This window comes from Vibrio sp. 10N.247.311.13 (assembly GCF_041467595.1).
Classification (GTDB): domain Bacteria; phylum Pseudomonadota; class Gammaproteobacteria; order Enterobacterales; family Vibrionaceae; genus Vibrio; species Vibrio crassostreae_C.
Map to the genome: position 1 here is coordinate 58,466 of NZ_JBFSUX010000017.1, position 23,391 is coordinate 81,856.

At 45.3% G+C, this 23,391-nt stretch carries 32 protein-coding genes; 12 read left to right on the forward strand and 20 right to left on the reverse strand.

What is annotated here, in order from left to right:
- Positions 1-19 precede the first annotated feature (19 nt).
- Together cysN and cysD are read right to left on the reverse strand one after the other, a co-directional pair.
- Entirely contained in the window at positions 20-1,450 is a 1,431-nt protein-coding gene (gene cysN, locus AB6E52_RS09775; protein WP_017058887.1) for a sulfate adenylyltransferase subunit CysN, read from the reverse strand.
- Between the two features lie 18 nt (positions 1,451-1,468).
- Positions 1,469-2,413: a sulfate adenylyltransferase subunit CysD gene (gene cysD / locus AB6E52_RS09780; protein WP_226088532.1), complete on the reverse strand. Its 945-nt coding sequence runs from the start codon at positions 2,411-2,413 to the stop codon at positions 1,469-1,471.
- Positions 2,414-2,827: 414 nt separating this feature from the next.
- Between cysD and AB6E52_RS09785 the strand changes: the two genes are divergently transcribed.
- The 10 genes from AB6E52_RS09785 (at position 2,828) to AB6E52_RS09830 (ending at position 12,335) form a co-directional block, all read left to right on the forward strand.
- Entirely contained in the window at positions 2,828-4,804 is a 1,977-nt protein-coding gene (locus tag AB6E52_RS09785) for a bifunctional 2',3'-cyclic-nucleotide 2'-phosphodiesterase/3'-nucleotidase (RefSeq protein WP_102320280.1), read from the forward strand.
- 286 nt (positions 4,805-5,090) lie between these two features.
- Positions 5,091-5,678 carry a DedA family protein gene (locus AB6E52_RS09790; protein WP_017071303.1) on the forward strand — a complete coding sequence of 196 codons (588 nt, stop codon included), beginning with the start codon at positions 5,091-5,093 and terminating at the stop codon, positions 5,676-5,678.
- The gene (locus tag AB6E52_RS09795; protein ID WP_102320281.1) at positions 5,675-6,808 is read left to right on the forward strand and encodes an ATP-grasp domain-containing protein; all 1,134 of its coding nucleotides are present in this window, start codon (positions 5,675-5,677) and stop codon (positions 6,806-6,808) included. The genes AB6E52_RS09790 and AB6E52_RS09795 overlap by 4 nt, the downstream gene beginning before the upstream one ends.
- Before the next feature lie 19 nt (positions 6,809-6,827).
- Complete coding sequence (locus AB6E52_RS09800) at positions 6,828-7,370, forward strand: hypothetical protein (protein ID WP_017083769.1); 543 nt, start codon at positions 6,828-6,830, stop codon at positions 7,368-7,370.
- A gap of 2 nt (positions 7,371-7,372) precedes the next feature.
- A complete protein-coding gene (locus tag AB6E52_RS09805; protein ID WP_102320282.1) occupies positions 7,373-8,122 on the forward strand; it encodes an NRDE family protein in 750 nt (249 codons plus the stop codon).
- Between the two features lie 12 nt (positions 8,123-8,134).
- Positions 8,135-8,572 carry a YHS domain-containing (seleno)protein gene (locus AB6E52_RS09810; RefSeq protein WP_102320283.1) on the forward strand — a complete coding sequence of 146 codons (438 nt, stop codon included), beginning with the start codon at positions 8,135-8,137 and terminating at the stop codon, positions 8,570-8,572.
- A gap of 12 nt (positions 8,573-8,584) precedes the next feature.
- On the forward strand, positions 8,585-10,339 hold the full coding sequence (locus AB6E52_RS09815) for a lysophospholipid acyltransferase family protein (protein ID WP_102320284.1): 1,755 nt from the start codon (positions 8,585-8,587) through the stop codon (positions 10,337-10,339).
- 71 nt (positions 10,340-10,410) lie between these two features.
- On the forward strand, positions 10,411-10,977 hold the full coding sequence (locus tag AB6E52_RS09820) for a Crp/Fnr family transcriptional regulator (protein ID WP_048605962.1): 567 nt from the start codon (positions 10,411-10,413) through the stop codon (positions 10,975-10,977).
- 57 nt (positions 10,978-11,034) lie between these two features.
- Positions 11,035-11,487 (forward strand): GNAT family N-acetyltransferase, encoded by a 453-nt coding sequence (locus tag AB6E52_RS09825; protein ID WP_102320285.1) that lies wholly within the window; start codon positions 11,035-11,037, stop codon positions 11,485-11,487.
- Positions 11,487-12,335, forward strand: coding sequence for a DMT family transporter (locus AB6E52_RS09830; RefSeq protein ID WP_017058877.1), 849 nt, complete (start codon positions 11,487-11,489; stop codon positions 12,333-12,335). Before AB6E52_RS09825 ends, AB6E52_RS09830 begins: the two co-directional genes overlap by 1 nt.
- Before the next feature lie 59 nt (positions 12,336-12,394).
- Here the strand turns inward: AB6E52_RS09830 and AB6E52_RS09835 are convergent, their stop codons facing one another.
- Entirely contained in the window at positions 12,395-12,979 is a 585-nt protein-coding gene (locus AB6E52_RS09835) for a LysM-like peptidoglycan-binding domain-containing protein (protein ID WP_017068022.1), read from the reverse strand.
- Between the two features lie 213 nt (positions 12,980-13,192).
- Here AB6E52_RS09835 and AB6E52_RS09840 point away from each other — a divergent pair, with 213 nt between their 5' ends.
- Both AB6E52_RS09840 and AB6E52_RS09845 read left to right on the forward strand, forming a co-directional pair.
- Positions 13,193-13,813, forward strand: a complete 621-nt coding sequence (locus tag AB6E52_RS09840; RefSeq protein WP_017078817.1) for an FKBP-type peptidyl-prolyl cis-trans isomerase — start codon at positions 13,193-13,195, stop codon at positions 13,811-13,813.
- Positions 13,814-13,947: 134 nt separating this feature from the next.
- Positions 13,948-14,442, forward strand: a complete 495-nt coding sequence (locus AB6E52_RS09845) for a DUF2780 domain-containing protein (RefSeq protein WP_017058875.1) — start codon at positions 13,948-13,950, stop codon at positions 14,440-14,442.
- Positions 14,443-14,714: 272 nt separating this feature from the next.
- Here AB6E52_RS09845 and rplQ read toward each other — a convergent pair whose 3' ends face one another.
- The 17 genes from rplQ to rplN form a co-directional block, all read right to left on the reverse strand.
- Positions 14,715-15,095 carry a 50S ribosomal protein L17 gene (gene rplQ / locus AB6E52_RS09850; protein WP_004729812.1) on the reverse strand — a complete coding sequence of 127 codons (381 nt, stop codon included), beginning with the start codon at positions 15,093-15,095 and terminating at the stop codon, positions 14,715-14,717.
- A 24-nt stretch (positions 15,096-15,119) separates the two neighbouring features.
- Positions 15,120-16,112, reverse strand: coding sequence for a DNA-directed RNA polymerase subunit alpha (locus AB6E52_RS09855; protein ID WP_004729813.1), 993 nt, complete (start codon positions 16,110-16,112; stop codon positions 15,120-15,122).
- Positions 16,113-16,134: 22 nt separating this feature from the next.
- Complete coding sequence (rpsD, locus tag AB6E52_RS09860) at positions 16,135-16,755, reverse strand: 30S ribosomal protein S4 (RefSeq protein ID WP_004738777.1); 621 nt, start codon at positions 16,753-16,755, stop codon at positions 16,135-16,137.
- Between the two features lie 31 nt (positions 16,756-16,786).
- Positions 16,787-17,176 carry a 30S ribosomal protein S11 gene (rpsK, locus tag AB6E52_RS09865; protein ID WP_004738778.1) on the reverse strand — a complete coding sequence of 130 codons (390 nt, stop codon included), beginning with the start codon at positions 17,174-17,176 and terminating at the stop codon, positions 16,787-16,789.
- Positions 17,177-17,195: 19 nt separating this feature from the next.
- Positions 17,196-17,552, reverse strand: a complete 357-nt coding sequence (rpsM, locus tag AB6E52_RS09870) for a 30S ribosomal protein S13 (protein ID WP_004738779.1) — start codon at positions 17,550-17,552, stop codon at positions 17,196-17,198.
- A gap of 148 nt (positions 17,553-17,700) precedes the next feature.
- A complete protein-coding gene (gene rpmJ / locus AB6E52_RS09875) occupies positions 17,701-17,814 on the reverse strand; it encodes a 50S ribosomal protein L36 (RefSeq protein ID WP_000868186.1) in 114 nt (37 codons plus the stop codon).
- Positions 17,815-17,855: 41 nt separating this feature from the next.
- Positions 17,856-19,190, reverse strand: a complete 1,335-nt coding sequence (gene secY / locus AB6E52_RS09880; protein WP_004738781.1) for a preprotein translocase subunit SecY — start codon at positions 19,188-19,190, stop codon at positions 17,856-17,858.
- A gap of 20 nt (positions 19,191-19,210) precedes the next feature.
- On the reverse strand, positions 19,211-19,645 hold the full coding sequence (gene rplO / locus AB6E52_RS09885; protein ID WP_004736758.1) for a 50S ribosomal protein L15: 435 nt from the start codon (positions 19,643-19,645) through the stop codon (positions 19,211-19,213).
- Positions 19,646-19,650: 5 nt separating this feature from the next.
- On the reverse strand, positions 19,651-19,827 hold the full coding sequence (rpmD, locus tag AB6E52_RS09890) for a 50S ribosomal protein L30 (protein ID WP_004736756.1): 177 nt from the start codon (positions 19,825-19,827) through the stop codon (positions 19,651-19,653).
- A gap of 7 nt (positions 19,828-19,834) precedes the next feature.
- On the reverse strand, positions 19,835-20,335 hold the full coding sequence (rpsE, locus tag AB6E52_RS09895; RefSeq protein ID WP_017061307.1) for a 30S ribosomal protein S5: 501 nt from the start codon (positions 20,333-20,335) through the stop codon (positions 19,835-19,837).
- Positions 20,336-20,349: 14 nt separating this feature from the next.
- Positions 20,350-20,703, reverse strand: a complete 354-nt coding sequence (gene rplR, locus AB6E52_RS09900) for a 50S ribosomal protein L18 (protein WP_004738784.1) — start codon at positions 20,701-20,703, stop codon at positions 20,350-20,352.
- Between the two features lie 9 nt (positions 20,704-20,712).
- Positions 20,713-21,246 carry a 50S ribosomal protein L6 gene (rplF, locus tag AB6E52_RS09905; RefSeq protein ID WP_017063712.1) on the reverse strand — a complete coding sequence of 178 codons (534 nt, stop codon included), beginning with the start codon at positions 21,244-21,246 and terminating at the stop codon, positions 20,713-20,715.
- A 10-nt stretch (positions 21,247-21,256) separates the two neighbouring features.
- On the reverse strand, positions 21,257-21,649 hold the full coding sequence (gene rpsH / locus AB6E52_RS09910) for a 30S ribosomal protein S8 (RefSeq protein WP_017061309.1): 393 nt from the start codon (positions 21,647-21,649) through the stop codon (positions 21,257-21,259).
- A gap of 29 nt (positions 21,650-21,678) precedes the next feature.
- The gene (gene rpsN / locus AB6E52_RS09915; protein WP_004738789.1) at positions 21,679-21,984 is read right to left on the reverse strand and encodes a 30S ribosomal protein S14; all 306 of its coding nucleotides are present in this window, start codon (positions 21,982-21,984) and stop codon (positions 21,679-21,681) included.
- A 16-nt stretch (positions 21,985-22,000) separates the two neighbouring features.
- Positions 22,001-22,540 carry a 50S ribosomal protein L5 gene (gene rplE, locus AB6E52_RS09920; protein ID WP_004738790.1) on the reverse strand — a complete coding sequence of 180 codons (540 nt, stop codon included), beginning with the start codon at positions 22,538-22,540 and terminating at the stop codon, positions 22,001-22,003.
- A 24-nt stretch (positions 22,541-22,564) separates the two neighbouring features.
- Complete coding sequence (gene rplX, locus AB6E52_RS09925) at positions 22,565-22,882, reverse strand: 50S ribosomal protein L24 (protein ID WP_004738792.1); 318 nt, start codon at positions 22,880-22,882, stop codon at positions 22,565-22,567.
- A gap of 11 nt (positions 22,883-22,893) precedes the next feature.
- Complete coding sequence (gene rplN, locus AB6E52_RS09930; RefSeq protein ID WP_004736740.1) at positions 22,894-23,265, reverse strand: 50S ribosomal protein L14; 372 nt, start codon at positions 23,263-23,265, stop codon at positions 22,894-22,896.
- Positions 23,266-23,391: the final 126 nt, after the last annotated feature.

Consider the following 23,391-nt stretch of genomic DNA (forward strand, 5'->3'; position numbering starts at 1 on the left):
TAAGCTGTTACTTGGTCGTTTATGACTTCAGTAGTTGGCTTAGATCTTTGGCATCCCAATGAGGGAAATGTTTGCGAACCAATGCGTTGAACTCAAGTTCAAATGCAGAGAAGTTACCGACTTGCTGTTCAACAGAGTCCAAACGGTCTCGAATCAAACCCGCGCCAACCGTCACGTTGGTTAGTCGGTCGATAACGATGAAGCCACCGGTATCGGCACTTTCACGGTATTTATCCAGCGCGACAGTCTCGTTCAGTGACCATTCACACAAGCCAATGCCATTCAATGGCAACTCATCGACAGCGTGAGTCGATAGGTTGTTGATGTCGTATTGGTGACGAACCGTTTCAACCTGACCAACGGTTTTCTTGCCTGCGATCTTGATGTCGTAAGCTTTGCCTGGTTGCAATGGTTGCTCTGTCATCCACACGATGTCAGCCAATACGTGGTTAGTGGATTCAATCTGCGCGTTTTCTAGCACAATCAAATCACCACGACTGATATCAATCTCATCTTCAAGAGTCAGTGTTACTGCCAAGCCCGCTTGCGCAGACTCCAAATCACCATCAAAAGTTACAATGCGTGCAACCTTAGAGGTTTTACCCGACGGCAGCGCCTTGATTTCATCACCGACACTGACACGGCCAGAGGCAACGGTGCCAGCAAAACCGCGGAAGTCTAAGTTAGGACGATTGACGTACTGAACTGGGAATCGGAATTCACCTGCCGAACGCTTTTGGTCAATGTCGACGTTCTCTAACACTTCTAGCAGAGATGGGCCTTCGAACCATGCAAGCTCTTTACTTGGTGCAGCAACGTTGATGCCTTCAAGCGCCGATACTGGCAAGATCTGAATATTGGTTTCGCCTTCTAGGTTTTCTGCAAACTCTAGGTATTCATCGCGAATTTCTTCAAAACGATCTTGCGCGTAATCCACGAGATCCATCTTGTTTACAGCAACGATGAAATGCTTCAAACCAAGCAGGTTAGAGATAAACGAGTGACGACGTGTTTGATCCAGAACGCCCTTACGAGCATCAATCAAGATCACCGCCAGATCACACGTTGAAGCGCCTGTTGCCATATTGCGCGTATACTGCTCATGCCCAGGAGTATCAGCAATAATGAACTTACGTTTTTGAGTCGAGAAGTAGCGGTAAGCCACATCGATCGTGATCCCTTGCTCACGCTCAGCCTGCAGACCATCAACAAGCAGTGCCAAATCAGGTTTCTCACCTGTCGTTCCCACTCGTTGGCTATCCGAGTGAACCGCCGCTAGCTGATCTTCATAAATCTGTTTTGTATCATGGAGTAAGCGACCGATTAGCGTACTTTTACCGTCATCTACCGAGCCACAAGTTAAAAATCTAAGCATAGATTTATGCTGATGCTGACTTAGATAACCTTCAATCCCTAGTTCAGCCAATTCGGCTTCTACTGCACTATTCATTTTTCTTTCCTTAGATTCTTAGAAATAACCTTGGCGCTTTTTCAGCTCCATAGAGCCCGACTGATCATGGTCAATCGCTCGACCTTGACGCTCACTAGACGTCGCCACCAGCATCTCTTCAATAATGCCCGTTAGCGTATTCGCCTCAGATTCAACCGCTCCGGTTAATGGGTAACAGCCTAAAGTACGAAAACGAACGCTTTTCTCTTCAATCACTTCACCTTCTTGCAGCTCCATACGGTCATCATCAACCATGATCAGCATGCCATCACGCTCAACTACAGGGCGTTTGTCTGAAAGGTAAAGTGGAACAATATCGATGCTCTCTAGATAGATGTATTGCCAGATATCGAGCTCAGTCCAATTAGATAGCGGGAAGACACGAATGCTTTCGCCCTTATTAACCTGACCGTTGTAGGTGTGCCAAAGCTCTGGACGCTGGTTTTTTGGATCCCACGTATGGTTCTTATCACGGAAAGAATAAACACGTTCTTTCGCACGAGATTTTTCTTCATCACGACGCGCACCACCAAAAGCCGCATCGAACCCATACTTGTTTAACGCCTGCTTAAGGCCCTGTGTTTTCATGATGTCAGTGTGCTTCGAAGAACCATGTACAAATGGGCTACAACCCATCTCAATACCTTCTGGGTTCTTATGTACTAAAAGGTCGAAGCCGTACTTTTTAGCCGTACGATCACGAAACTCAATCATCTCGCGGAATTTCCAATCCGTATCTACATGCAATAGCGGGAATGGAATCTTGCCTGGATAAAACGCTTTGCGAGCTAAATGAAGCATCACAGAAGAATCTTTTCCGATGGAGTACATCATCACTGGGTTATCAAACTCAGCCGCTACTTCACGGATAATATGAATACTTTCCGCTTCGAGCTGTTTTAGGTGGGTTAAACGTTCTTGGTCCATTTCAGTGCTTCCTTTAAGGCTCGCGTTACGAGCAATTCATTACTTGGTCTTGCCAAGCATGGGATTTAACTCATCCACTTGAGTGAATGGGAGTATTGGCACTAGAAGAAAACAGAAGCTTCGTGTTGAGCTATCCTTGCTATTCGTCTGCCTGATACGTCCTTGATATAGGCATTATGACGAGCCTCTCATATTACTGGAAATTCTAAAATTTCATTTTTTATTCGAAAAGCTGATAAGGGATTGAATTTATCGATAAGCAGGTGAAATGAATGGACTAATATTATCGATATCAGTTGCACATCGATTAATCAGGTTTGGGAGGCGTCTTGCAGAACACCATAAAGTAGTCGATCTAAGTCACGAATTAACATTCGTTGTAATCATTGTTTCATTCCATTTTGTTACATTACGCAACGAATTTTCTACTATCCACTTTGGAGCTACAAAATGAAAGTTGCAATGAAACCTTTGTCATTGGCTGTGCTTGCGGGTCTTGGTTTGACTCTAGCAGGCTGTACAACAACACCAGATACCGATGAAGTGATTAAACTACGTGTCGTAGAGACAACGGACATCCATACCAACCTAATGGATTACGATTACTACAAAGACAAGCCATCGAAAAAAATCGGCTTAGCACGTACTGCAACTCTAGTAAAAGAAGCTCAAAACGAAGTAACCAACAGCGTATTAGTTGATAACGGTGACTTGCTGCAAGGTAGCCCAATGGGTGACTACATGGCAGACAAAGGCATCGAAGCGGGTGAAGTTCACCCTGCATACAAAGCTATGAACCAGCTAAGCTACGACGCTGCAAACATAGGTAACCACGAATTCAACTACGGTCTTGATTTCCTAGAAGAGTCAATCAACGACGCTGATTTCCCGTACATCAGTGCTAACGTTTACGACGCAAAAACCAAAGAACACTACTTCACACCTTACATCATCAAGACGCACACGTTTGAAGATACTGCAGGCGTAGAGCATGAAGTAAAAGTCGGCTACATCGGTTTCGTTCCACCACAAATCATGACGTGGGATAAGAAGAACCTTGAAGGTAAAGTAATCGCTCGTGACATCATTGAGACGGCTAACGAGTTAGTGCCTCAAATGAAAGCGGAAGGCGCTGAAGTTATCGTTGCTATCCCTCACTCAGGCGTATCAACTGACCCATACAAAAATGGCGAAGAGAACTCAACGTTCTACCTATCTGAAGTAGATGGCATTGATGCGATCGCATTCGGCCACTCTCACGCAGTGTTCCCAGGTAAAGGTTTTGATGACATTCAAGGCATCGACAACGAAACGGGCACAATGAACGGCGTTGCGGCAGTAATGCCAGGTCGTTGGGGTAGCCACGTTGGTGTTATGGACCTAACACTGGCACAAAAAGACGGTAAGTGGGAAGTCGTTAAAGGCCAATCAGAAGCACGCCCTATCTACGACAAGATCGAGAAGAAATCTCTTGCTGCGGCTGATGAAGGCATCGTAACAGCACTAGAAAAAGACCACGCTGGTACTCGTGAGTTTGTTAACCAACCGATTGGTAAAGCAGACGATGTGATGTACAGCTTCTTGTCTCTAGTACAAGACGATCCAACAGTTCAAATCGTTAACCTTGCACAGAAAGATTACGTTGAACAGTTCATCCAAGGTGACCCTGACCTAGATGGTACGCCAGTACTTTCCGCGGCTGCACCATTCAAAGCTGGTGGCCGTAAGAATGACCCAGCGAACTTCACTGAAGTTGAATCTGGTCAACTGACATTCCGTAACGCAGCTGACTTATACCTTTACCCGAACACACTAGTTGCGATGAAGGTAACAGGTCACGAAGTAAAAGAGTGGCTTGAGTGTTCTGCTGGTCAATTCAACCAAGTTGATGTTAACTCAACAGCACCACAACAGTTGATCGAGTGGGAGAACTTCCGCACTTACAACTTCGATGTTATCGACGGTGTTGATTACCAAATCGACGTAACTCAACCTGCGAAATACGATGCAAACTGTAAAGTCGTTAACCCTGACTCACAGCGTATTGTTGGCCTAACTTACCAAGGTAAGCCAATCGACATGAAGCAAGACTTCCTGATCGCAACCAACAACTACCGTGCATACAGCGCTAAGTTCCCAGGCACAGGTGAAGACTTCATCGCATTTGATGCACCAGATGAGAACCGTACTGTTCTTGCAAACTACATCTCTCGCGTAAGCAAAGAACAAGGTCAAGTGAGCCCAACAGCTGACAACAACTGGTCATTCGCACCAATCAAAACGGATAAAAAGCTAGATATCCGCTTTGAAACGTCGCCAAGTGAGAAAGCGGCACAGTTCATTAAAGAGAAGGGTCAATACCCAATGAAACGTGTTGCCACTGACGATGTTGGTTTCGGCGTTTACCAAATTGATCTAACTAAATAGATTACTCTAGTAATCAATAGTTAACCTTCTAAAAGGCTGAGTTTAACGACTCAGCCTTTTTCTTTTCTTATCTAAATTCTTAGTGTAAGGCCTCAGCTTTCGAAGCTTAAACTCCTGCTCATTCTTCGCCTAATATCGCACACCTCAAATCACCTATTGAATCCAATCAACGTAAAAAAGCAGCAATTCGCTGTAAGTTTTTCTGAGCTCCTCCTGTCTATTTAATTTACTACACTCAATGAATGGCCGGTAAGCCATTCATCTATAGGATAGATAAGGACATTTGATGGGCACCGTCGAGAGCATTCAAGCATGGTTACATTCAGGGGAGGAGTCGCTGCTATGGCTGATGCTTGGCATTATCGCGCTTTCTTACCTGCTTGAAGATCTGGCAATCGTGACGGCCGCTGGTTTAGCGACTCAAGCACTCATCCCACCGCAATATGCGTTACTTGCAATTTTCATTGGCATTGCCACTGGTGATCTTGGTCTTTATTACCTTGGTAAATCAGGACGTTACTTCCGAGGCGTTCGATATAAAGCCCTCACCAATAAGTACTTTCGTTCGCTTCGTACCAAATTACGTCAAAACGCATTCAGCAGCCTTTTTGTTATCCGCTTTATTCCTGGGCTACGCACCGTCGGGTTTACCTTAAGTGGCTTTTTCGCCATCCCACTGCCTACTTTCTTATTTGCCGTCATCAGCGCAACTGCGCTCTGGACTGGCATTGTCTTCTCTGCCATCTACTATTTAGGGACATCAGCCTGGCTGCAAGCCTCTGAATATCAATGGATCATCATCCCGTGTGCCATCGTTTTGCTGTTTATCGGCAATCGATTAATGAATAAAACCTACTCTAGAGGGCTATCATGAGTTCACCGCAAGATATTCGCATCATTCCCGCACATCAAATTAATGCAGGTATGCCTCTGCTTGAAAAAGATACCGTGCGAAGTGTCTCTCCTTATGAGTTTCTTCCGACTTGGTTCTTCTACACGCCAGTGGTCATTCAAAGCCTGATGCAAGGGTTACGGCACTTTGACTGGGCGCTGCCGCTCATCGCCAATCCAAGCATTAAGTTAAGCGGCATGGTAGGCGAATCAAAACATGAGATATTGAGCCTTGCCGGATCTTCAAGTCAGCGTTGGATCTCACCGTTTATAACCCTAACCAAAACGGATCTCGGCAGTAAAAAACAAGCCGAAGACGCACGCAGCGCACTCATACAAACGGATCTTGATTTCCCTATCGTGGCTAAGCCGGATCTTGGCTGTCGAGGTGTTGGCGTTAAGCTGATCAACAACCAAGTTCAACTTGAGCAATATGTCGAATCTTTCCCAAATAATGCTCGCTTTCTACTGCAAAAAAAGGCGCCTTATCAAGCCGAAGCGGGTGTTTTCTACGTTCGTTACCCAAATAAAAAGCAAGGTGAGATCATCTCGATCACACTCAAATATGCGCCAATGGTGATGGGTGATGGCAAGTCGACACTCAAGCAGTTAATTGAAAACAGCCCGCGCGCTGGGCAACTCAGCCACCTGTATCTACCAAGGCATGAAGATAAATTGGATCAAGTGCTCGCAGAGGGTGAAGAGTTCCAACTCGCGTTTGCAGGCAGCCATAGCCGTGGCTGTATCTTCCGAGACGGTAATCAATACATCACTCAGGCTCTAACAGAACGCTTAGACGAGATATTCGACGACTTCGATGGCTTTCACTTTGGTCGACTCGACGTCAAGTTTAAAGACATGTACAGCCTCATGAACGGTGAGGATTTCACGATTCTTGAGGTCAATGGCGCAAGCAGTGAGGCTGGACATATCTGGGATCGCAACACCCCATTACGAGAGATATTTTCTACGCTACTCCTGCAATATCGCATTCTTTTTGATATTGGCGCTCAGCAAAAACAACGAGGCCACAAATCCCCTTCTTTCAAGAGCTTATTTGCGGCGTGGCAAGAAGAGCGACGTCTTGTTCAACAATATCCGACTACCGACTAACTTTGCACGAGGATCATGAATGAACCCCATAGCCCAACCGAGCGCCCTTACTTCTTTCTCTCCTAGTATCAAGGGAGCGGTAGAGATATTGAATCAGGGTCTAGAGTTTTTGTTAGCGATTTCTGACAGCGATTACCTGACACGAGCAAAGCCACACGTTACAAGCTCTATCGGTGAACATACTCGTCACACGCTCGATCTTTTTCACGCCTTAATCTTAAAAGAGAATGCGACCGTTGATTACAACACTCGTCGTCGTGGTCATCCCGTCGAATACGACCGCTCAATTGCAGTAAAAGAGATCCATTATGTGATCAACTGGCTTGAACGATTAGACCGCAGAGATCTCGAAGCGCCTATCATGATCCAAACCGAAGTTTCAATGGATACACAAGTATTCGCCAGCCTGCCTTCTACGTTAGAAAGAGAGGTCACCTTTGCTGCTCTGCATGCCAATCATCACTATGCGATGATCAAGGTGATCACGACCTTTCTTGATGTCGAAACATGCAATACCTTTGGTTATGCCCCAACCACCAGCAGCTATCTGAGGGAGCAATAATCATGTGTTCAGTATCTTGGCTGCTTGAAGAAAATGGTTATCAGGTCTTTTTTAACCGTGACGAACAAAAAACGCGAGCACTAGCAATGCCGCCTAAACAGTATCGAGTCAACGGTGTCGATATCATCATGCCACTCGACCCAACTGGCGGTGGTAGCTGGATCAGTATCAATGAGTTCGGGCTTTCACTATGCCTACTCAATAACTATCAAGGCATAGTCCCTGTTGGACCTTTAGTCAGCCGTGGTTTGCTACTCAAGAACCTATCATCGAGTCGTAACATCAGTCAGCTCTCTGAAGCATTTCATCAGCTCGACCTGCACTCTTTTGCCCCGTTTACCTTGTTGGCTTTTGCGCCGAACTTAACTCAGAACAATGGGTTGGTTATCGCCTATATGTGGGATGGTATTCAACAGCACATCGTCGACACTGATTCTCCACTCTTCTCATCCGGTGTTGATTTAGAGCGAGTACAAGCCTATCGACAAGCAAAATACGATCAGCTTATGGCAACGGGTAAGAATCAACAGAACTTACTTCAGTTTCACTCTCACCATCACAGCGAACAGCCTCATTTAGCGACCTGTATGCATCGTGAAGACGCGCACACCGTGAGCTTTACACACTTACGCAATCTACACGGCCAAGCCTCGATGTTTTACGCACCCGGCTCGCCTTGTGAACCCATTAAACCATGCCAGATAAATCAACAGCGTTTTACCTTCGATTTATCACCAGCAATCAATCTATAGATGGAGTCCATCATGAGAAAACTATTAACCATGGTCATGCTACTCGTTAGCCCGTACGTATTTGCCGCCGATGAAATCTACACAGGATTCTTTAGCAGTAAGGCGCTCGATGGCTACGACACTGTGGCTTATTTCACTTCAGGCAAGCCCATCGAAGGCAGTAACAAATTCAGCACCGAGTACAAAGGCGCGGACTGGTATTTCTCTTCTGAAAAGAATCTGACTTTATTTGTTAATAATCCTGAAAAATATGCCCCTCAATATGGGGGTTATTGCGCTTGGGCTGTTTCAGCAAAAAGTGACTTTGCACCCGGTGACCCGAACCAATGGACAATTGTTGATAACAAGCTTTACCTCAACTACGACCAAGAGATTAAGCAGCGTTGGGAACAAGACCAAGCACAGCATATTCAACAAGCCGATAAAGTTTGGCCGCAACTGATTAAGTAAGGTAATTTCATTATGATTGATAGTCCTTTTCGTTTACCACGTTACACGCCTTTTGGTTTAGGTGAGTCTGTTGTCGAGTGGGCAACTGGGCTATCTAAGCTAGACCGACTCTACCAAGATCGTAAAAACGAGTTATCTAGCTTCGAATTCATGAATTACACTCTGTCGGCGCTCAATATCGACTACTCGGTTGCATCGGGAAGCACGGAAAACATCCCCGAACAAGGGCCAGTAGTCATTGTGGCTAACCACCCACTTGGTGCGATTGAAGGTGTGATCCTTGCTGATCTCGTAGGATCGGTAAGAAAGGATGTGAAGGTGTTGGCCAATGAGTTGCTCAAGCGACTGCCTGAACTGGATGATCTTTTTATTGGGGTCGATGTCTTTAACAGTAAAGAATCGAAACGCACCAATGCTAAAGCTATTCGAGATGCCAATCGTCATTTAGCAGACGGTGGACTCTTGATTGTGTTCCCTGCTGGCGAAGTATCGAGTTACCGCAAAGGGGCTAAAACACTAACTGATATCGAATGGAGCAAATCAGTCGCGAAGTTCGTTAAACGTCATCAAGCCACCACGGTACCTATCTTTATCAATGGCAAGAACAGTGAGCTTTTCTACCAAGCGGGCCGTGTTCACCCACTACTGAGAACGGCTTTACTTGGCCGTGAACTTCTTAATAAACAAGCGACAACTATCTCTATCTCGATTGGCTCATCGATTCCGTATTCAGAGATAAAATCGTTTGAAAAAGAGATGGATATCGTCAACTACCTACGACTTAATACCTATCTAATGAGTCAACAAGATAGTCCGAACACGCCAATCCACGCGCCCTCTTTCGATACCCAAGTGATAGCGCCTATTCCACCAGAAGTCTTATCAATAGAGATAGACTCACTCCCTGAAGAGATGAAACTGCTCGAGCAAGGGAACTTTGAGGTCTACTGCACGCCTAGCCAATCCATTCCTAACTTAATGCGCGAGATTGGTCGAGTAAGAGAAGAAAGCTTTAGAGAAGTAGGAGAAGGCAGCGGGCTGGCCTGTGATTTAGATGAGTATGACCTTTACTACCATCAACTGTTTGTGTGGAATAAAACCAAGGCAGAACTGGTTGGCGCGTATCGACTCGGTATGGTCGACAAACTTATCGCTGAGCACGGGCTTGATCAGCTCTACTCTCGTAGCCTGTTTAACTACAACCAAGAATTCATTGATACTCTAGAAAACAGCATTGAGCTTGGGCGATCGGTAGTAAGTAAACCTTACCAAAAGAGTCTGAACTCACTGCTACTATTGTGGAAAGGTATCGCGACCTTTGTGTCTCATCACCCTCAATACACCCATCTGTTCGGCCCTGTCAGTATCAGTAATGATTACAGCCACAATGCGCGTCTGTTGATCGCGACCACCTTATCAATCCACCATTACGATGAGGAAAAGGCGAATTTGGTTTCGCCTTCGTCGCCACTCAATACGAGTAGTCATGTGTTCTGGCAGAATCACCTGCTCTCTTCACTGGCGAGTGTGCCTCTGCTCTCTAAAGTGTTAGCACGCATGGAGCAAGGTAAAGGCCTGCCGGTACTGCTGCGCCAATATCTAGGGATGAACGGTAAACTGGTGTGTTTTAATGTCGACCCATCGTTTAATGATGCCTTGGATGGCTTGATTGTGGTGAACCTTAAAAAGGTACCACTGAAGACTCTGGGTAAATACATGGGCAGAGAGCTTGCTCAAGATTACCTAGAGCAACACGCACGACGTTGATTTATCCCGCTCTGTACCTCTCTCCAAATAAGTGCGATGATTTCGGCACTTATTTGGGTTAGGTTATTTTCATGCACACCTCTTTTATCGAACAACTACAAAGCTTCGACTTCTCTGAAAGCCAGATTGAATCTCTAGTTGCTGTCGCCAAGCCACTTGAGTTGCCAACCAGACACATCTTGATCAATCAAGGTGAGATGGCGAGTTCAATCTACTTTGTACTTGAAGGCTTGTGCCATGCCTGCTACTTGACCAATGACGGCAAGCAATACAGTAAAGAGTTCTATTGGGAACAAGATTGGATCATCGGCTTTGAGAGTCTGATAAAAAGCCAAGCGTCCCCTTACCTATTAGAAACGCTGACACCCATCACCATGTTAGAGCTGCCAATGAATGCGGTTATCGAGTGGCGTGCATCAAATAATCCTTTGTATTTAAAGCTGTTAGAAACACAACTGATGCATAAGGAAAACAAAGAACGCTTCATGCTGCTCTATACACCAGAGCAACGTTATCAGCTGTTCTGCGAGCACTATCCCGACCTTGAGCAGCGCTTGAACGACAATCAAATTGCAGCCTACCTAGGAATAACCGCAATCAGCCTGAGCAGAATTAAAGGTCGAATTAACAATAGTTAATGCCAACAATCATCGCGCATAGTACATTCAGAGCATCGATAATCTCTGGATGTAAACATGATCACTTGGCACTCAATTCCTTTTTCTGAACTCTCAACACAACAGCTTTATCAAGTACTTAAATTAAGAGTCGATGTATTTGTGGTCGAGCAGACTTGTCCTTATCCAGAGCTGGACGGTAAAGATACACTCGCGGGTGTTGAGCACCTGCTTGGCTATGCTGATGAAGAGTTGGTAGCGTGTGCACGTTTATTACCACCAGGTACCTCTTACGACAACACCAGCATCGGTCGAGTCGCAACCAAGCAATCGGCAAGAGGTGGTGGCTTGGGGCATCAATTAATCAAAGAAGCATTAACACGCTGCGAGGCTCTTTGGCCAAATACGGCCATTGATATTGGCGCGCAGCAACACCTAGAAAACTTCTATGCGAGCCACGGCTTCAACACCATCTCGGATATGTACCTCGAAGATGACATTCCTCATATAGACATGAGATTAGAAAAATAATGACGAATATCACTGCCGGTATTCTATTGTTGGTTGCAGGTAACTTGTTTGCCTCGCTTTCCGACGTAGCGGTAAAGCTGTTAAATGGCGAAGTACCGCCCTTACAGTATATTTTTTTCCGACAGTTGATATCTCTGCTCATCATCACCCCTTTGTGGCTACAGCAGAAAAAAGAACAACGGCGCTTACAGCAGGCTAAGGTAACCTTCATTCGAGGTCAGTTAATTCTGATCGGCAGTGGGTGCATGGTGGTCGCGATCACTCACTTGTCTTTGGCAACCGCCAACGCAGTATTTTATGTCGCGCCTTTACTGATGTTGCCGCTCTCAATGTTGCTATTGAAAGAGCAACCGGCACTCGGCAAGGTTATCGGCACAACCATAGGTTTTATTGGTGCATTGATTGTCTTGAGGCCATCACAATTTCATTGGGCGGCACTGTTTGCTTTGGGGACAGCACTCACCCTAGCACTATTTAATGTACTCGTAAGAAAGCTTCCTAGTGAGCAAACGGTGGTCACTACGCTGTGGTGGACAACCTTATTCTCTATTCCAGCCTCATTAGTACTGTGCTTCTTATACTGGCAGCCAGTGTCTGTGGAGCATTTGGGATACATAGCCCTGAGTGCGACGCTAATCTTAAGTTACAACGGCCTTGCGGTTGCTGCCTATCAAAAAGCACACTCTAGCCAAATTGCCTTGGCTGAGTATTCAGGATTGGTGTTTGTCGCGCTAATAGGTGCAATATGGTTCGATGAGATTCCGGATACATTAACCTTTATCGGAATCATGCTTATCATCTTGCCACTCGCCCCTTTCAAGCGACCAAAAAAAAGAGCTAATGCTTAGCTCTTTTCTATCGTTTATCTGTGTCTGGTGAAGCGCTTTAACTCAGGCTCACTATTCATCTACTTACTGCGACCAAAGCCACCATCGGATAAGCGGAAGAACATCACCGAAGTGTCGCCTTTCTCTAGCTGAAGAATGTCCAACTGCCCAGTTTCAGCAAGTTTGAAACGAACCAGCTGGCCTTTACGAATCTGACTGAGCGGCTTATCTGCACCTTCAATTCGCACTAACGCATTCAAGTCAGACAATGGCAAATCGTTGTTTCGAAAAACCTGCGCTAACGTATCCCCTTGCTTAACAAGGTACTCCTGCCAATTTTTGTTACTCGGTTCTAATGAGCTGTTCTTGGCATTTTGCTGTTCGCTTAAGCCGACGGTGTTTATTTCAAGCTCAACGCGCGATGTTGTTGGAGCTGTGTCTACTTTAGGTTCTGGTAGCGGCACAAAAAGTAATATCAGTACGATCGGAGAAATCACCATCAACAGTCTTTGGTGTAACTTCGGCAATGAACCCCAAGTTTGCGCTGTCGAGGTTTTCATTTTCTTCACATCGATCGAACTCAATTTCTCTTTGACCTGATTCAGTCGATCCTTGAATTCTGCTAAGTGGTCAACTTTCTGTTTTTTCTTTTGACGACGATTCATACCACTGCGTCCTATACATTGAATAACTACAGTATAAAAACCAAAGTACCAACAGTATAGATCTTTCCGTCACAACAAGGCCCAAAGCGAGAAAATTGACATGGCTGTGATTTGGGCACGGTAAAGCGCAAGTGATCAGGGACTAGCCGTTTCTTCACGCTGCTAATACTGGTATTCTTACCCTTTTCGTACTGACAAAAAGAGTGACTTTTCATGTCTGAAGTAAAATTTGAAACTGTAGAGCAAAAAGCTAGCTACGGTATCGGTCTACAAATGGGCCAACAACTTGCTGGTTCTGGTCTTGAAGGCCTAAACGTTGACGCAATCGCTGCTGGTATCGCAACAGCTCTAGTTGGTGACATGCCAGCTATCGAAGTTGACGAAATCAACAACGCACTACAAGAGCTACACACTCGTGGTGAAGCTGCACGTCAAGAACTAGCTAAAGCAGCAGCAGCTGACGGCGAAGCTTTCCTAACTGACAACGCTCTTCGTTCAGAAGTAACAGTTCTTGAGTCTGGTCTTCAGTACGAAGTACTAACTGAAGGTACTGGCGAAATCCCTACTGCAGACAAGCAAGTACGTGTTCACTACCACGGCGAACTAACTGACGGTACTGTTTTCGACAGCTCTGTATCTCGCGGTCAACCTGCTGAATTCCCAGTAACTGGCGTAATTCAAGGTTGGGTACAAGCTCTACAAATGATGCCTGTTGGCTCTAAGTGGAAGCTATACATCCCTCAAGATCTAGCATACGGTGAGCGTGGCGCAGGTGCTGCAATCCCACCATTTGCTGCTCTAGTATTTGAAGTAGAACTTCTAGCTATTCTTTAATTTTTATAAAAACCTTTAGTAAAACAAAATACTATTGGCAAATAAAATTGAAATAATCCAACGGCGATGTGACTACATCGCCGTTTTTCGTTTATAGTGAAAGAGTAAATTACTTTATTACTTAAGGACGAATAATGAAGAAAGTACTCATCACAGTTTTAAGCAGCCTTGCTGTTGTCTCTTGCGCTAGCACTAGCGACTCTGAACAAACCAGTTCATCATCAGATACCAACTATTCCCAACTATCACAAACTGCACTAATGGCAGCAGTGAATATGTGGTCTCAGCAGAACGAAACAACACCACTTGTGGATACGGTAGCTGACCAAGCTTCTGTTACCAGCGACCAAGCAGTTGGCGGTATTGGTTCAATGTTGGCCCTTGCACAAAACTCACTTGGCACAGCCGACAACAAAGAACTCGCGACACTTATTCCAGGCATGTCGAGCCTTGAGTCTACGGGGCTATCATCGCTACTAAGCTCACAAGGTGCCGTTGAAAGTGCGTTTTCTGGATTAGGCATGGATCCATCAATGGTTACGACATTTGCGCCAATCATTCTTCAAGCATTGCAGTCACAAGGTGCGACGAGCGGCCTGATGGATTCACTTTCAGCTATATGGCAATAATCGTTAGTTATTAATAGCTAGCTTAAAATCTAATAAGGGCACTTCGGTGCTCTTTTTTGTGCGTGGAAGAAAAGATATTTGAGATACGAGATACGAGATACGAGATACGAGATACGAGATACGAGATACGAGACATTTTTGAAAATTGGAGCAGATAAGACAAGCAAAAAGTGCCAAACATCATGGTGCAATTTCTATTATCTTTTCCTTGTTCTACAGACACAAAAAAGCCGAGCTAATGCTCGGCTTTTGTATTAAGAATCTAGTATAGATTACTCAGCAGCTTCTTCAGCAGCTGGGCGGTCTACAAGCTCAATGTAAGCCATTGGAGCTTTATCACCAGTACGGAAACCACATTTAAGAATGCGAGTGTAACCACCTTGGCGAGCCGCGAAACGCGGGCCTAGTTCATTAAATAGTTTTGCCACAACTTCGTTATCACGAGTGCGAGCAAATGCAAGACGACGGTTAGCAACACTGTCTGTCTTAGCTAGGGTAATCAATGGCTCAATTACGCGACGTAGTTCTTTTGCTTTAGGCACGGTAGTTTTAATAACTTCGTGACGAACAAGAGAGCTAGCCATGTTGCTGAACATCGCTTTGCGATGACTGCTGTTGCGGTTGAGTTGACGACCACTTTTACGATGGCGCATGACCTAATCCTTCTAACTTTTCGATTAATCTTCAGCGATTGACGCTGGTGGCCAGTTTTCTAGACGCATGCCTAGAGAAAGACCACGTGAAGCAAGCACATCTTTAATCTCTGTAAGAGATTTCTTACCAAGGTTTGGCGTTTTAAGTAGCTCAACCTCAGTGCGCTGTACAAGATCACCGATGTAGTGAATCGCTTCTGCTTTCAAACAGTTAGCAGAGCGAACTGTTAGTTCAAGATCGTCTACAGGACGTAGTAGGATAGGATCGAATTCTGGCTTCTCTTCCTTCTCCTCAGGTACACGTACATCACGAAGATCTACGAACGCATCCAGTTGTTCAGCTAAAATAGTAGCTGCACGACGGATTGCTTCCTCAGGTTCTAGAGTACCGTTCGTTTCCATATCGATAACAAGCTTGTCTAAATCAGTACGTTGTTCTACACGTGCCGCTTCTACAGCGTAAGCGATTTTATCAACCGGGCTGTAAGTAGCGTCAACTAGTAGACGACCGATAGGACGCTCATCTTCTTCAGTATGGATACGAGCTGAAGCTGGAACGTAACCACGACCACGTTCTACTTTGATACGCATAGCGATCTCAGCGTTGTCATCCGTTAGGTGACAAATTACGTGCTCAGGGTTAGCGATCTCTACATCACCATCGTGGGTGATGTCACCTGCAACAACAGGGCCTGAGCCTGATTTGTTCAGTGTAATAAACACTTCATCTTTGCCTTCAGCAACGCGTACAGCCAAACCTTTAAGGTTTAGAAGGATTTCCAGGATATCTTCCTGAACGCCTTCTTTAGTGCTGTATTCGTGTAGCACACCTTCAATTTCAACTTCTGTTACGGCACAACCCGGCATAGAAGATAGAAGAATGCGGCGAAGAGCATTACCTAGAGTGTGGCCGAAACCGCGCTCTAATGGCTCAAGAGTTACTTTCGCGTGTGTCGTATTGATCTGTTCAATGTCAACAAGACGCGGCTTAAGAAATTCTGTTACAGAACCCTGCATTGTGTCCTCTCTTTTTTTAACCTTACTTAGAGTAAAGTTCGACGATCAAGTGTTCATTGATGTCAGCTGATAGGTCAGAACGCTCAGGCATACGCTTGAATGTACCTTCCATTTTGCCAGCATCTACTTCAATCCAAGTTGGCTTTTCACGTTGTTCAGCAACTTCTAGAGCCGCTTTAATACGAGATTGCTGTTTAGCTTTCTCGCGGATAGAAACAACGTCGTTTGCCGCTACTTTGAAAGAAGGAACGTTTACAACTTTACCGTTAACTAGAATAGACTTGTGGCTAACTAGTTGACGAGATTCAGCACGAGTAGCGCCAAAGCCCATACGGTAAACTACGTTATCAAGACGACCTTCAAGAAGCTGAAGCAGGTTTGCACCTGTGTTGCCTTTAAGACGTGCAGCTTCTTTGTAGTAGTTGCGGAATTGTTTTTCTAGAACGCCGTAGATACGACGAACTTTTTGCTTCTCACGAAGCTGAACGCCATACTCAGATAGACGACCGCGACGAGCGCCGTGTACACCTGGTGCGTTATCAATTTTACACTTGGTATCGATCGCACGGACACCAGACTTAAGGAATAAGTCAGTACCTTCGCGACGGCTAAGCTTAAGCTTAGGACCCAAATATCTTGCCATGATCTTTCTCCAATATTCCTAGAAACGAAACTTAAACGCGACGTTTCTTAGGTGGACGACAACCGTTATGAGGGATTGGTGTCGCATCAACAATGTTAGTGATACGGAAACCAGCAGCGTTCAGTGCACGAACAGTAGATTCGCGACCTGGACCTGGACCCTTAACCATAACTTCCAAGTTCTTTAGGCCATATTCTTTAGCCATTTCACCACAACGCTCAGCTGCAACTTGTGCTGCGAACGGAGTAGATTTACGAGAACCACGGAAACCTGAACCACCTGCTGTAGCCCATGCAAGAGCGTTGCCTTGACGGTCAGTGATAGTTACGATTGTGTTGTTGAAAGAAGCATGAATGTGCGCTACGCCATCAGCTACTTGCTTGCGTACGCGCTTACGCGCGCGAGTTGGTTGTTTTGCCATTGTACTCTACCTTATCCGACTATTTCTTGATCGGCTTGCGCGGACCCTTACGGGTGCGAGCGTTGGTTTTAGTACGCTGTCCACGTAGTGGTAGACTGCGACGATGACGAAGACCGCGGTAACAGCCAAGGTCCATAAGACGCTTGATGTTCATCGATACTTCACGACGTAGATCACCTTCTACAGTGTACTTAGCTACACCATCACGCAGTTGATCGATCTGCTCTTCAGTTAGTTCACTGATCTTAGCATCTTCAGCAATACCCACTTCAGCTAGAATAGCTTGAGAGCGAGTTTTACCGATACCGTAGATTGCAGTAAGTGCAATTACAGAATGCTTATGATCAGGAATGTTAATGCCGGCTATACGGGCCATTATTCACTCCTAAGGGGTTCATAAAAGAATTATCCGCAGCAAAGCCCGTTATGGATACGCTGCGGCATACTACTTCTTTTGCACGCAAAAGGTAGGCCGAGGAATATACTCGACTCTACCTTGTATTTCAAGTAAAAATTTCTGCTAATTAGCCTTGGCGTTGCTTATGCTTTGGCTCACTGCAAATCACGCGAACGACACCGTTACGCTTGATAACTTTACAGTTACGGCAGATTTTTTTAACGGAAGCACGAACTTTCATTGCTAAACTCCGTAAATGGAATCGAAATTGTTACCACCGAATTAACGGCCGTAACCCTTCAGATTCGCTTTCTTTAACACAGAATCATACTGTTGTGACATCAGATGAGTCTGTACCTGTGCCATGAAATCCATGATAACTACCACTACGATTAGTAGTGATGTGCCGCCAAAGTAGAAACGAACGTTCCACGCGACCATCATGAACTCAGGAATCAGACATATAAAAGTAATGTATAGAGCGCCCGCAAGGGTTAGTCTAGTCATCACTTTATCGATATATTTCGCTGTCTGCTCACCTGGGCGGATACCGGGTACGAATGCACCAGACTTCTTCAAGTTATCAGCTGTTTCACGTGGGTTAAACACCAACGCTGTATAGAAGAAACAGAAGAAGATTATAGCTGCTGCATAAAGCATTACATACAAAGGTTGACCTGGGCTAAGAGCTAATGACACGTCAGTTAACCAACCGAACGCGCTGCTTTCACCATTTTGACCAAACCACTGCGCTAATGTTCCTGGGAACAAAATAATACTTGATGCGAAAATCGCTGGAATAACACCTGCCATATTAATCTTAAGAGGCAAGTGAGAGCTTTGTGCTGCAAAAACTTTACGACCTTGTTGACGTTTCGCATAGTTAACGACGATACGACGTTGACCACGTTCCATGAAAACTACGAAGTAAATAACAGCAAAAGACAATACAGCAATCAACAGCAGAAGAAGCACATGCAATTCACCTTGACGCGCTTGCTCGATTGTTTGACCGATTGCAGAAGGCAATCCAGCAACAATACCTGCAAAAATCAGAATGGAAATACCATTACCGATTCCTCGCTCAGTGATTTGTTCACCTAACCACATTAAGAACATGGTACCAGTTACTAAACTCACGGTAGCAATAAGCGTAAACATGGTTTGGTTGATAACAACCAGATTGTCGACCATGTTTGGTAAGCCTGTTGCGATACCAATAGCTTGGAATGTTGCAAGTACAAGCGTGCCGTAGCGTGTATATTGGCTTATCTTACGACGGCCTGCTTCACCCTCTTTCTTGAGTTCCGCTAACGCTGGATGAACTACAGTTAGCAATTGGACTACGATCGATGCCGAAATGTACGGCATGATACCCAATGCTAATATAGATGCACGCTCAAGAGCACCACCGGAGAACATGTTAAACATTTCTACGATGGTACCTTTTTGCTGATCGAACAAATCGGCAAGTACAGCTGCGTCAATACCAGGGATCGGCACAAAAGAGCCGGCTCGGAATACTAAAAGTGCACCAATTACGAATAATAAGCGCGACTTTAGTTCACTTAAGCCGCTCTGAGCACTACGAAAATCTTGTCCTGGTTTCTTAGCCATCTGTACCTCGTTCCTCGAGATTATTCCTCGATTTTACCGCCTGCAGCTTCGATTGCAGCTTTAGCGCCTTTAGTCACGCGTAGACCTTTAACAGTCACAGCTTTGCTTAGGTCACCAGAAAGAACGATCTTAACAAACTCGATGTTCTTAGTGATAACGTTAGCAGCTTTAAGGCTGTTAAGATCAACTACGTCACCTGTTACTTTCGCTAGCTCAGCTAGACGAACTTCAGCAGACACTAGGCTCTTACGAGAAGTGAAACCGAATTTAGGTAGACGTTGTTTTAGAGGCATTTGACCGCCTTCAAAACCTGGACGAACAGAGCCGCCAGAACGTGACTTTTGACCTTTGTGACCGCGGCCACCTGTTTTACCAAGGCCAGAACCGATACCACGACCTACACGCTTCTTAGAAGGTTTAGAGCCAGCAGCCGGTGATAGAGTATTCAAACGCATTCTGATTACTCCTCAATCTTAACCATGTAGTAAACCTTGTTGATCATACCGCGTACGCACGGTGTATCTTCAAGTTCTACTGTATGGTTGATGCGACGAAGACCTAGACCTTTAAGACACGCTTTGTGCTTAGGTAGGCGACCAATTGAGCTTTTAGTTTGAGTTACTTTAATAGTTGCCATCGTGTGCTTACTCCGAAATAGATTCAACAGTTAGACCACGTTTAGCAGCAACCATTTCTGGTGACTTAACGTCTACTAGAGCACCAATCGTTGCACGAACGATGTTGATCGGGTTCGTTGAACCGTATGCTTTAGAAAGTACGTTATGTACGCCCGCAACTTCAAGTACAGCACGCATTGCACCGCCGGCAATAACACCTGTACCTTCTGCAGCTGGCTGCATGTAAACTTTAGAGCCCGAATGACGACCTTTCACCGGGTGGTGAAGAGTGCCTTCGTTAAGCGATACTGTAACCATGTTACGGCGCGCTTTTTCCATTGCTTTTTGAATCGCAGCAGGTACTTCACGAGCTTTGCCGTAACCGAAACCTACGCGACCGTTACCGTCACCAACTACTGTTAGTGCAGTAAAGCTCATGATTCGACCACCTTTAACCGTCTTAGATACACGGTTAACTGCGATCAGCTTTTCTTGCAAATCATTAGCTTGTTGTTGTTCTTTAGCCATCTTCCAACCCTACCTTAGAATTTCAGACCAGCTTCGCGAGCAGATTCTGCTAGCGCCGCTACTCGACCGTGGTATTGGAAACCAGAACGATCAAATGCAACTGAAGCTACGCCTTTTTCAAGAGCGCGCTCAGCAACAGCTTTACCAACTGCTTTAGCTGCATCAACGTTACCAGTGTTCTTAACTTGCTCACGGATCGCTTTTTCTACAGTAGAAGCAGCTGCGATAACCTCAGAGCCGTTTGCCGCGATAACTTGTGCGTAAACATGGCGAGGAGTACGGTGTACTACCAGGCGAGTTGCACCAAGTTCTGCAATCTTACGACGTGCACGTGTAGCACGACGGATGCGAGATGCTTTCTTATCCATAGTGATACCTTACTTCTTCTTAGCTTCTTTAGTACGCACATTTTCATCTGCGTAACGAACACCTTTGCCTTTGTAAGGCTCAGGAGCACGGTAAGAACGAATGTCAGCCGCAACTTGACCTACTACTTGCTTATCGCAACCAGTAATGATGATCTCAGTTTGGCTAGGGCACTCAGCTTTAATACCTTCAGGTAGAGCGTGCTCTACTGGGTGAGAAAAACCAAGAGTTAGAGCTACAGAGTTGCCTTTCATAGCAGCACGGTAACCAACACCCTTAAGAGTTAGCTTCTTAGTGAAGCCCTCAGTAACACCCACAACCATGTTATTAACTAGAGCGCGAGCTGTACCAGCTTGTGCCCATGCGTTAGTAACACCTTCTTTCGGACCGAAAGTTAGGTTGGTTTCTTCCTGTGCAATAACTACGGCGCTGTTAAGAACGCGAGTAAGCTCACCTTTGCTACCTTTTACAGTAACTTCTTGGCCGTTTAGTTTCACCTCTACGCCAGCTGGAATAGCGACAGGTGCTTTAGCAACACGAGACATAATCTACTCCTTAAGCTACGTAACAGATGATTTCACCGCCAAGACCTGCTTTACGAGCAGCACGGTCAGACATCAGACCCTTGGAAGTAGAAACAACTGCAATACCAAGACCACCCATCACTGTAGGTAAAGAGTCTTTATTTTTATAAACTCTTAGACCAGGACGTGATACACGCTTGATTTGCTCGATTACAGGTTTAGCTTGGAAGTACTTAAGAGTAACTTCTAGCTCAGGTTTTGCTTCGCTGTTAACAGCGAAGTCTACGATGTAACCTTCAGCTTTAAGTAATGCAGCAATTGCAACTTTAAGCTTTGAAGAAGGCATTTTTACAGCAACTTTGTTTGCTGCCTGACCGTTACGAACTCGGGTCAGCATATCCGAAATCGGATCTTGCATGCTCATAAGATTTACTCCAAATGATTAAGTGGCAATTACCAGCTAGCCTTACGAAGACCCGGAATCTCGCCTTTCATGCAAGCTTCACGAACCTTAATGCGGCTTAGACCGAATTTACGTAGGTAACCGTGTGGACGACCAGTTTGGTTGCAACGGTTGCGCTGACGTGATGCACTTGAATCACGTGGAAGAGATTGCAGTTTAAGAACCGCATTCCAACGATCTTCTTCAGATGCGTTTACATCGCTAATGATAACTTTTAGCGCAGAACGCTTTTCAGCGAACTTAGCTACTAGTTTTGCACGTTTAGCTTCACGTGCTTTCATTGATTGTTTAGCCATAACAGTAACCCTACCCTTACTTACGGAATGGGAAGTTAAAGGCAGCCAGCAGAGCTCGGCCTTCCTCATCGGAACCCGCAGAAGTCGTGATAGTGATATCAAGACCGCGGACACGATCGACTTTATCGTAGTCGATTTCCGGAAAGATGATTTGCTCGCGAACGCCCATGCTGTAGTTACCGCGACCGTCAAAAGACTTAGCGCTAACACCACGGAAATCACGTACACGTGGAAGTGCGATAGAGATTAAACGCTCTAAAAATTCCCACATGCGCTCACCACGCAAGGTTACTTTACAACCAATTGGGTAGCCTTCACGAATTTTGAAACCAGCTACAGATTTACGCGCTTTAGTGATAAGTGGCTTTTGACCAGAGATCGTTGCCATATCAGCTGCTGCGTTTTCTAGCAGTTTCTTATCGTTGATTGCTTCACCAACGCCCATATTTAGGGTGATTTTCTCAATCCTAGGGACTTGCATGACGCTTGTGTAGCTGAACTCTTTGGTAAGCTCAGCGACTACAGACGACTTGTAGTAATCATGCAGTTTCGCCATAGTAGAACTCCAAATTACTTCTAATTAGTTAGAAACAGTTTCGCCGTTAGATTTGAAGAAACGAACTTTCTTGCCATCTTCGATACGGAAACCGATACGGTCTGCTTTACCAGTAGCCGCGTTAAAAACAGCAACGTTAGAAGCATCAATAGCTGCTTCTTGTTCAACGATGCCACCTTGTTGACCTAGAGCCGGAACCGGCTTTTGGTGTTTCTTAACAAGGTTGATGCCTTCAACGATAACTTTACCAGTTGTCAGAACCTTAGTTACTTTACCTTTCTTGCCTTTATCTTTACCAGCAAGAATGATTACTTCGTCATTACGACGGATTTTAGCTGCCATATTGCCGCTCCTTACAGAACTTCAGGTGCTAGTGATACAATCTTCATGAATTTCGCGTTACGAAGTTCACGAGTCACAGGACCAAAGATACGTGTGCCGACTGGTTGCTCAGTAGTGTCATTTAACAATACACAAGCATTACTGTCGAAGCGAATGACAGAACCGTCTGGGCGACGAACGCCTTTACGGGTGCGCACTACTACCGCCTTCAGAACATCACCTTTCTTTACTTTACCGCGAGGAATCGCTTCCTTCACTGTAACCTTGATGACGTCACCGATATGTGCATAACGGCGGTGAGAGCCACCCAGAACCTTAATACACATTACCTTGCGCGCGCCAGAGTTATCTGCTGCGTCAAGTGTACTTTGCATCTGGATCATTGTTAGTGCTCCGCTAAATATTAAAACTAGACCCTCTCGGGTCGGGCTGCCTCTTTAAAAGGGACGCGAATTGTACCACCCTTTTTTTAAATTGGGTAGACAAAAAACAAGCGGCTCCAAAAAATA

Bases quoted from the DNA above. Each gene is read 5' to 3' on its own strand.
- AB6E52_RS09800 (WP_017083769.1), top strand. From the start codon at position 6,828: ATGAACCCCATAGCCCAACCGAGCGCCCTTACTTCTTTCTCTCCTAGT.
- AB6E52_RS09790 (WP_017071303.1), top strand. From the start codon at position 5,091: ATGGGCACCGTCGAGAGCATTCAAGCATGGTTACATTCAGGGGAGGAG.
- rplE (WP_004738790.1), bottom strand. From the start codon at position 22,540: ATGGCGAAACTGCATGATTACTACAAGTCGTCTGTAGTCGCTGAGCTT.
- rpsH (WP_017061309.1), bottom strand. From the start codon at position 21,649: ATGAGCATGCAAGATCCGATTTCGGATATGCTGACCCGAGTTCGTAAC.
- rpmJ (WP_000868186.1), bottom strand. From the start codon at position 17,814: ATGAAAGTTCGTGCTTCCGTTAAAAAAATCTGCCGTAACTGTAAAGTT.
- AB6E52_RS09855 (WP_004729813.1), bottom strand. From the start codon at position 16,112: ATGCAGGGTTCTGTAACAGAATTTCTTAAGCCGCGTCTTGTTGACATT.
- rpsK (WP_004738778.1), bottom strand. From the start codon at position 17,176: ATGGCAAAACAACCAACTCGCGCGCGTAAGCGCGTACGCAAGCAAGTA.
- rpsD (WP_004738777.1), bottom strand. From the start codon at position 16,755: ATGGCAAGATATTTGGGTCCTAAGCTTAAGCTTAGCCGTCGCGAAGGT.
- AB6E52_RS09810 (WP_102320283.1), top strand. From the start codon at position 8,135: ATGAGAAAACTATTAACCATGGTCATGCTACTCGTTAGCCCGTACGTA.
- secY (WP_004738781.1), bottom strand. From the start codon at position 19,190: ATGGCTAAGAAACCAGGACAAGATTTTCGTAGTGCTCAGAGCGGCTTA.
- rpsN (WP_004738789.1), bottom strand. From the start codon at position 21,984: ATGGCTAAACAATCAATGAAAGCACGTGAAGCTAAACGTGCAAAACTA.
- rplO (WP_004736758.1), bottom strand. From the start codon at position 19,645: ATGCGTTTGAATACTCTATCACCGGCTGCTGGCTCTAAACCTTCTAAG.
- AB6E52_RS09835 (WP_017068022.1), bottom strand. From the start codon at position 12,979: ATGAATCGTCGTCAAAAGAAAAAACAGAAAGTTGACCACTTAGCAGAA.
- rpmD (WP_004736756.1), bottom strand. From the start codon at position 19,827: ATGGCAACTATTAAAGTAACTCAAACTAAAAGCTCAATTGGTCGCCTA.
- rplX (WP_004738792.1), bottom strand. From the start codon at position 22,882: ATGGCAGCTAAAATCCGTCGTAATGACGAAGTAATCATTCTTGCTGGT.
- AB6E52_RS09830 (WP_017058877.1), top strand. From the start codon at position 11,487: ATGACGAATATCACTGCCGGTATTCTATTGTTGGTTGCAGGTAACTTG.
- AB6E52_RS09825 (WP_102320285.1), top strand. From the start codon at position 11,035: ATGATCACTTGGCACTCAATTCCTTTTTCTGAACTCTCAACACAACAG.
- AB6E52_RS09820 (WP_048605962.1), top strand. From the start codon at position 10,411: ATGCACACCTCTTTTATCGAACAACTACAAAGCTTCGACTTCTCTGAA.
- AB6E52_RS09845 (WP_017058875.1), top strand. From the start codon at position 13,948: ATGAAGAAAGTACTCATCACAGTTTTAAGCAGCCTTGCTGTTGTCTCT.
- AB6E52_RS09815 (WP_102320284.1), top strand. From the start codon at position 8,585: ATGATTGATAGTCCTTTTCGTTTACCACGTTACACGCCTTTTGGTTTA.
- rplR (WP_004738784.1), bottom strand. From the start codon at position 20,703: ATGGATAAGAAAGCATCTCGCATCCGTCGTGCTACACGTGCACGTCGT.
- rplF (WP_017063712.1), bottom strand. From the start codon at position 21,246: ATGTCTCGTGTTGCTAAAGCACCTGTCGCTATTCCAGCTGGCGTAGAG.
- rpsM (WP_004738779.1), bottom strand. From the start codon at position 17,552: ATGGCCCGTATAGCCGGCATTAACATTCCTGATCATAAGCATTCTGTA.
- AB6E52_RS09840 (WP_017078817.1), top strand. From the start codon at position 13,193: ATGTCTGAAGTAAAATTTGAAACTGTAGAGCAAAAAGCTAGCTACGGT.
- rplQ (WP_004729812.1), bottom strand. From the start codon at position 15,095: ATGCGCCATCGTAAAAGTGGTCGTCAACTCAACCGCAACAGCAGTCAT.
- rpsE (WP_017061307.1), bottom strand. From the start codon at position 20,335: ATGGCTAAAGAACAACAACAAGCTAATGATTTGCAAGAAAAGCTGATC.
- rplN (WP_004736740.1), bottom strand. From the start codon at position 23,265: ATGATCCAGATGCAAAGTACACTTGACGCAGCAGATAACTCTGGCGCG.
- AB6E52_RS09805 (WP_102320282.1), top strand. From the start codon at position 7,373: ATGTGTTCAGTATCTTGGCTGCTTGAAGAAAATGGTTATCAGGTCTTT.
- AB6E52_RS09795 (WP_102320281.1), top strand. From the start codon at position 5,675: ATGAGTTCACCGCAAGATATTCGCATCATTCCCGCACATCAAATTAAT.
- AB6E52_RS09785 (WP_102320280.1), top strand. From the start codon at position 2,828: ATGAAAGTTGCAATGAAACCTTTGTCATTGGCTGTGCTTGCGGGTCTT.
- cysN (WP_017058887.1), bottom strand. From the start codon at position 1,450: ATGAATAGTGCAGTAGAAGCCGAATTGGCTGAACTAGGGATTGAAGGT.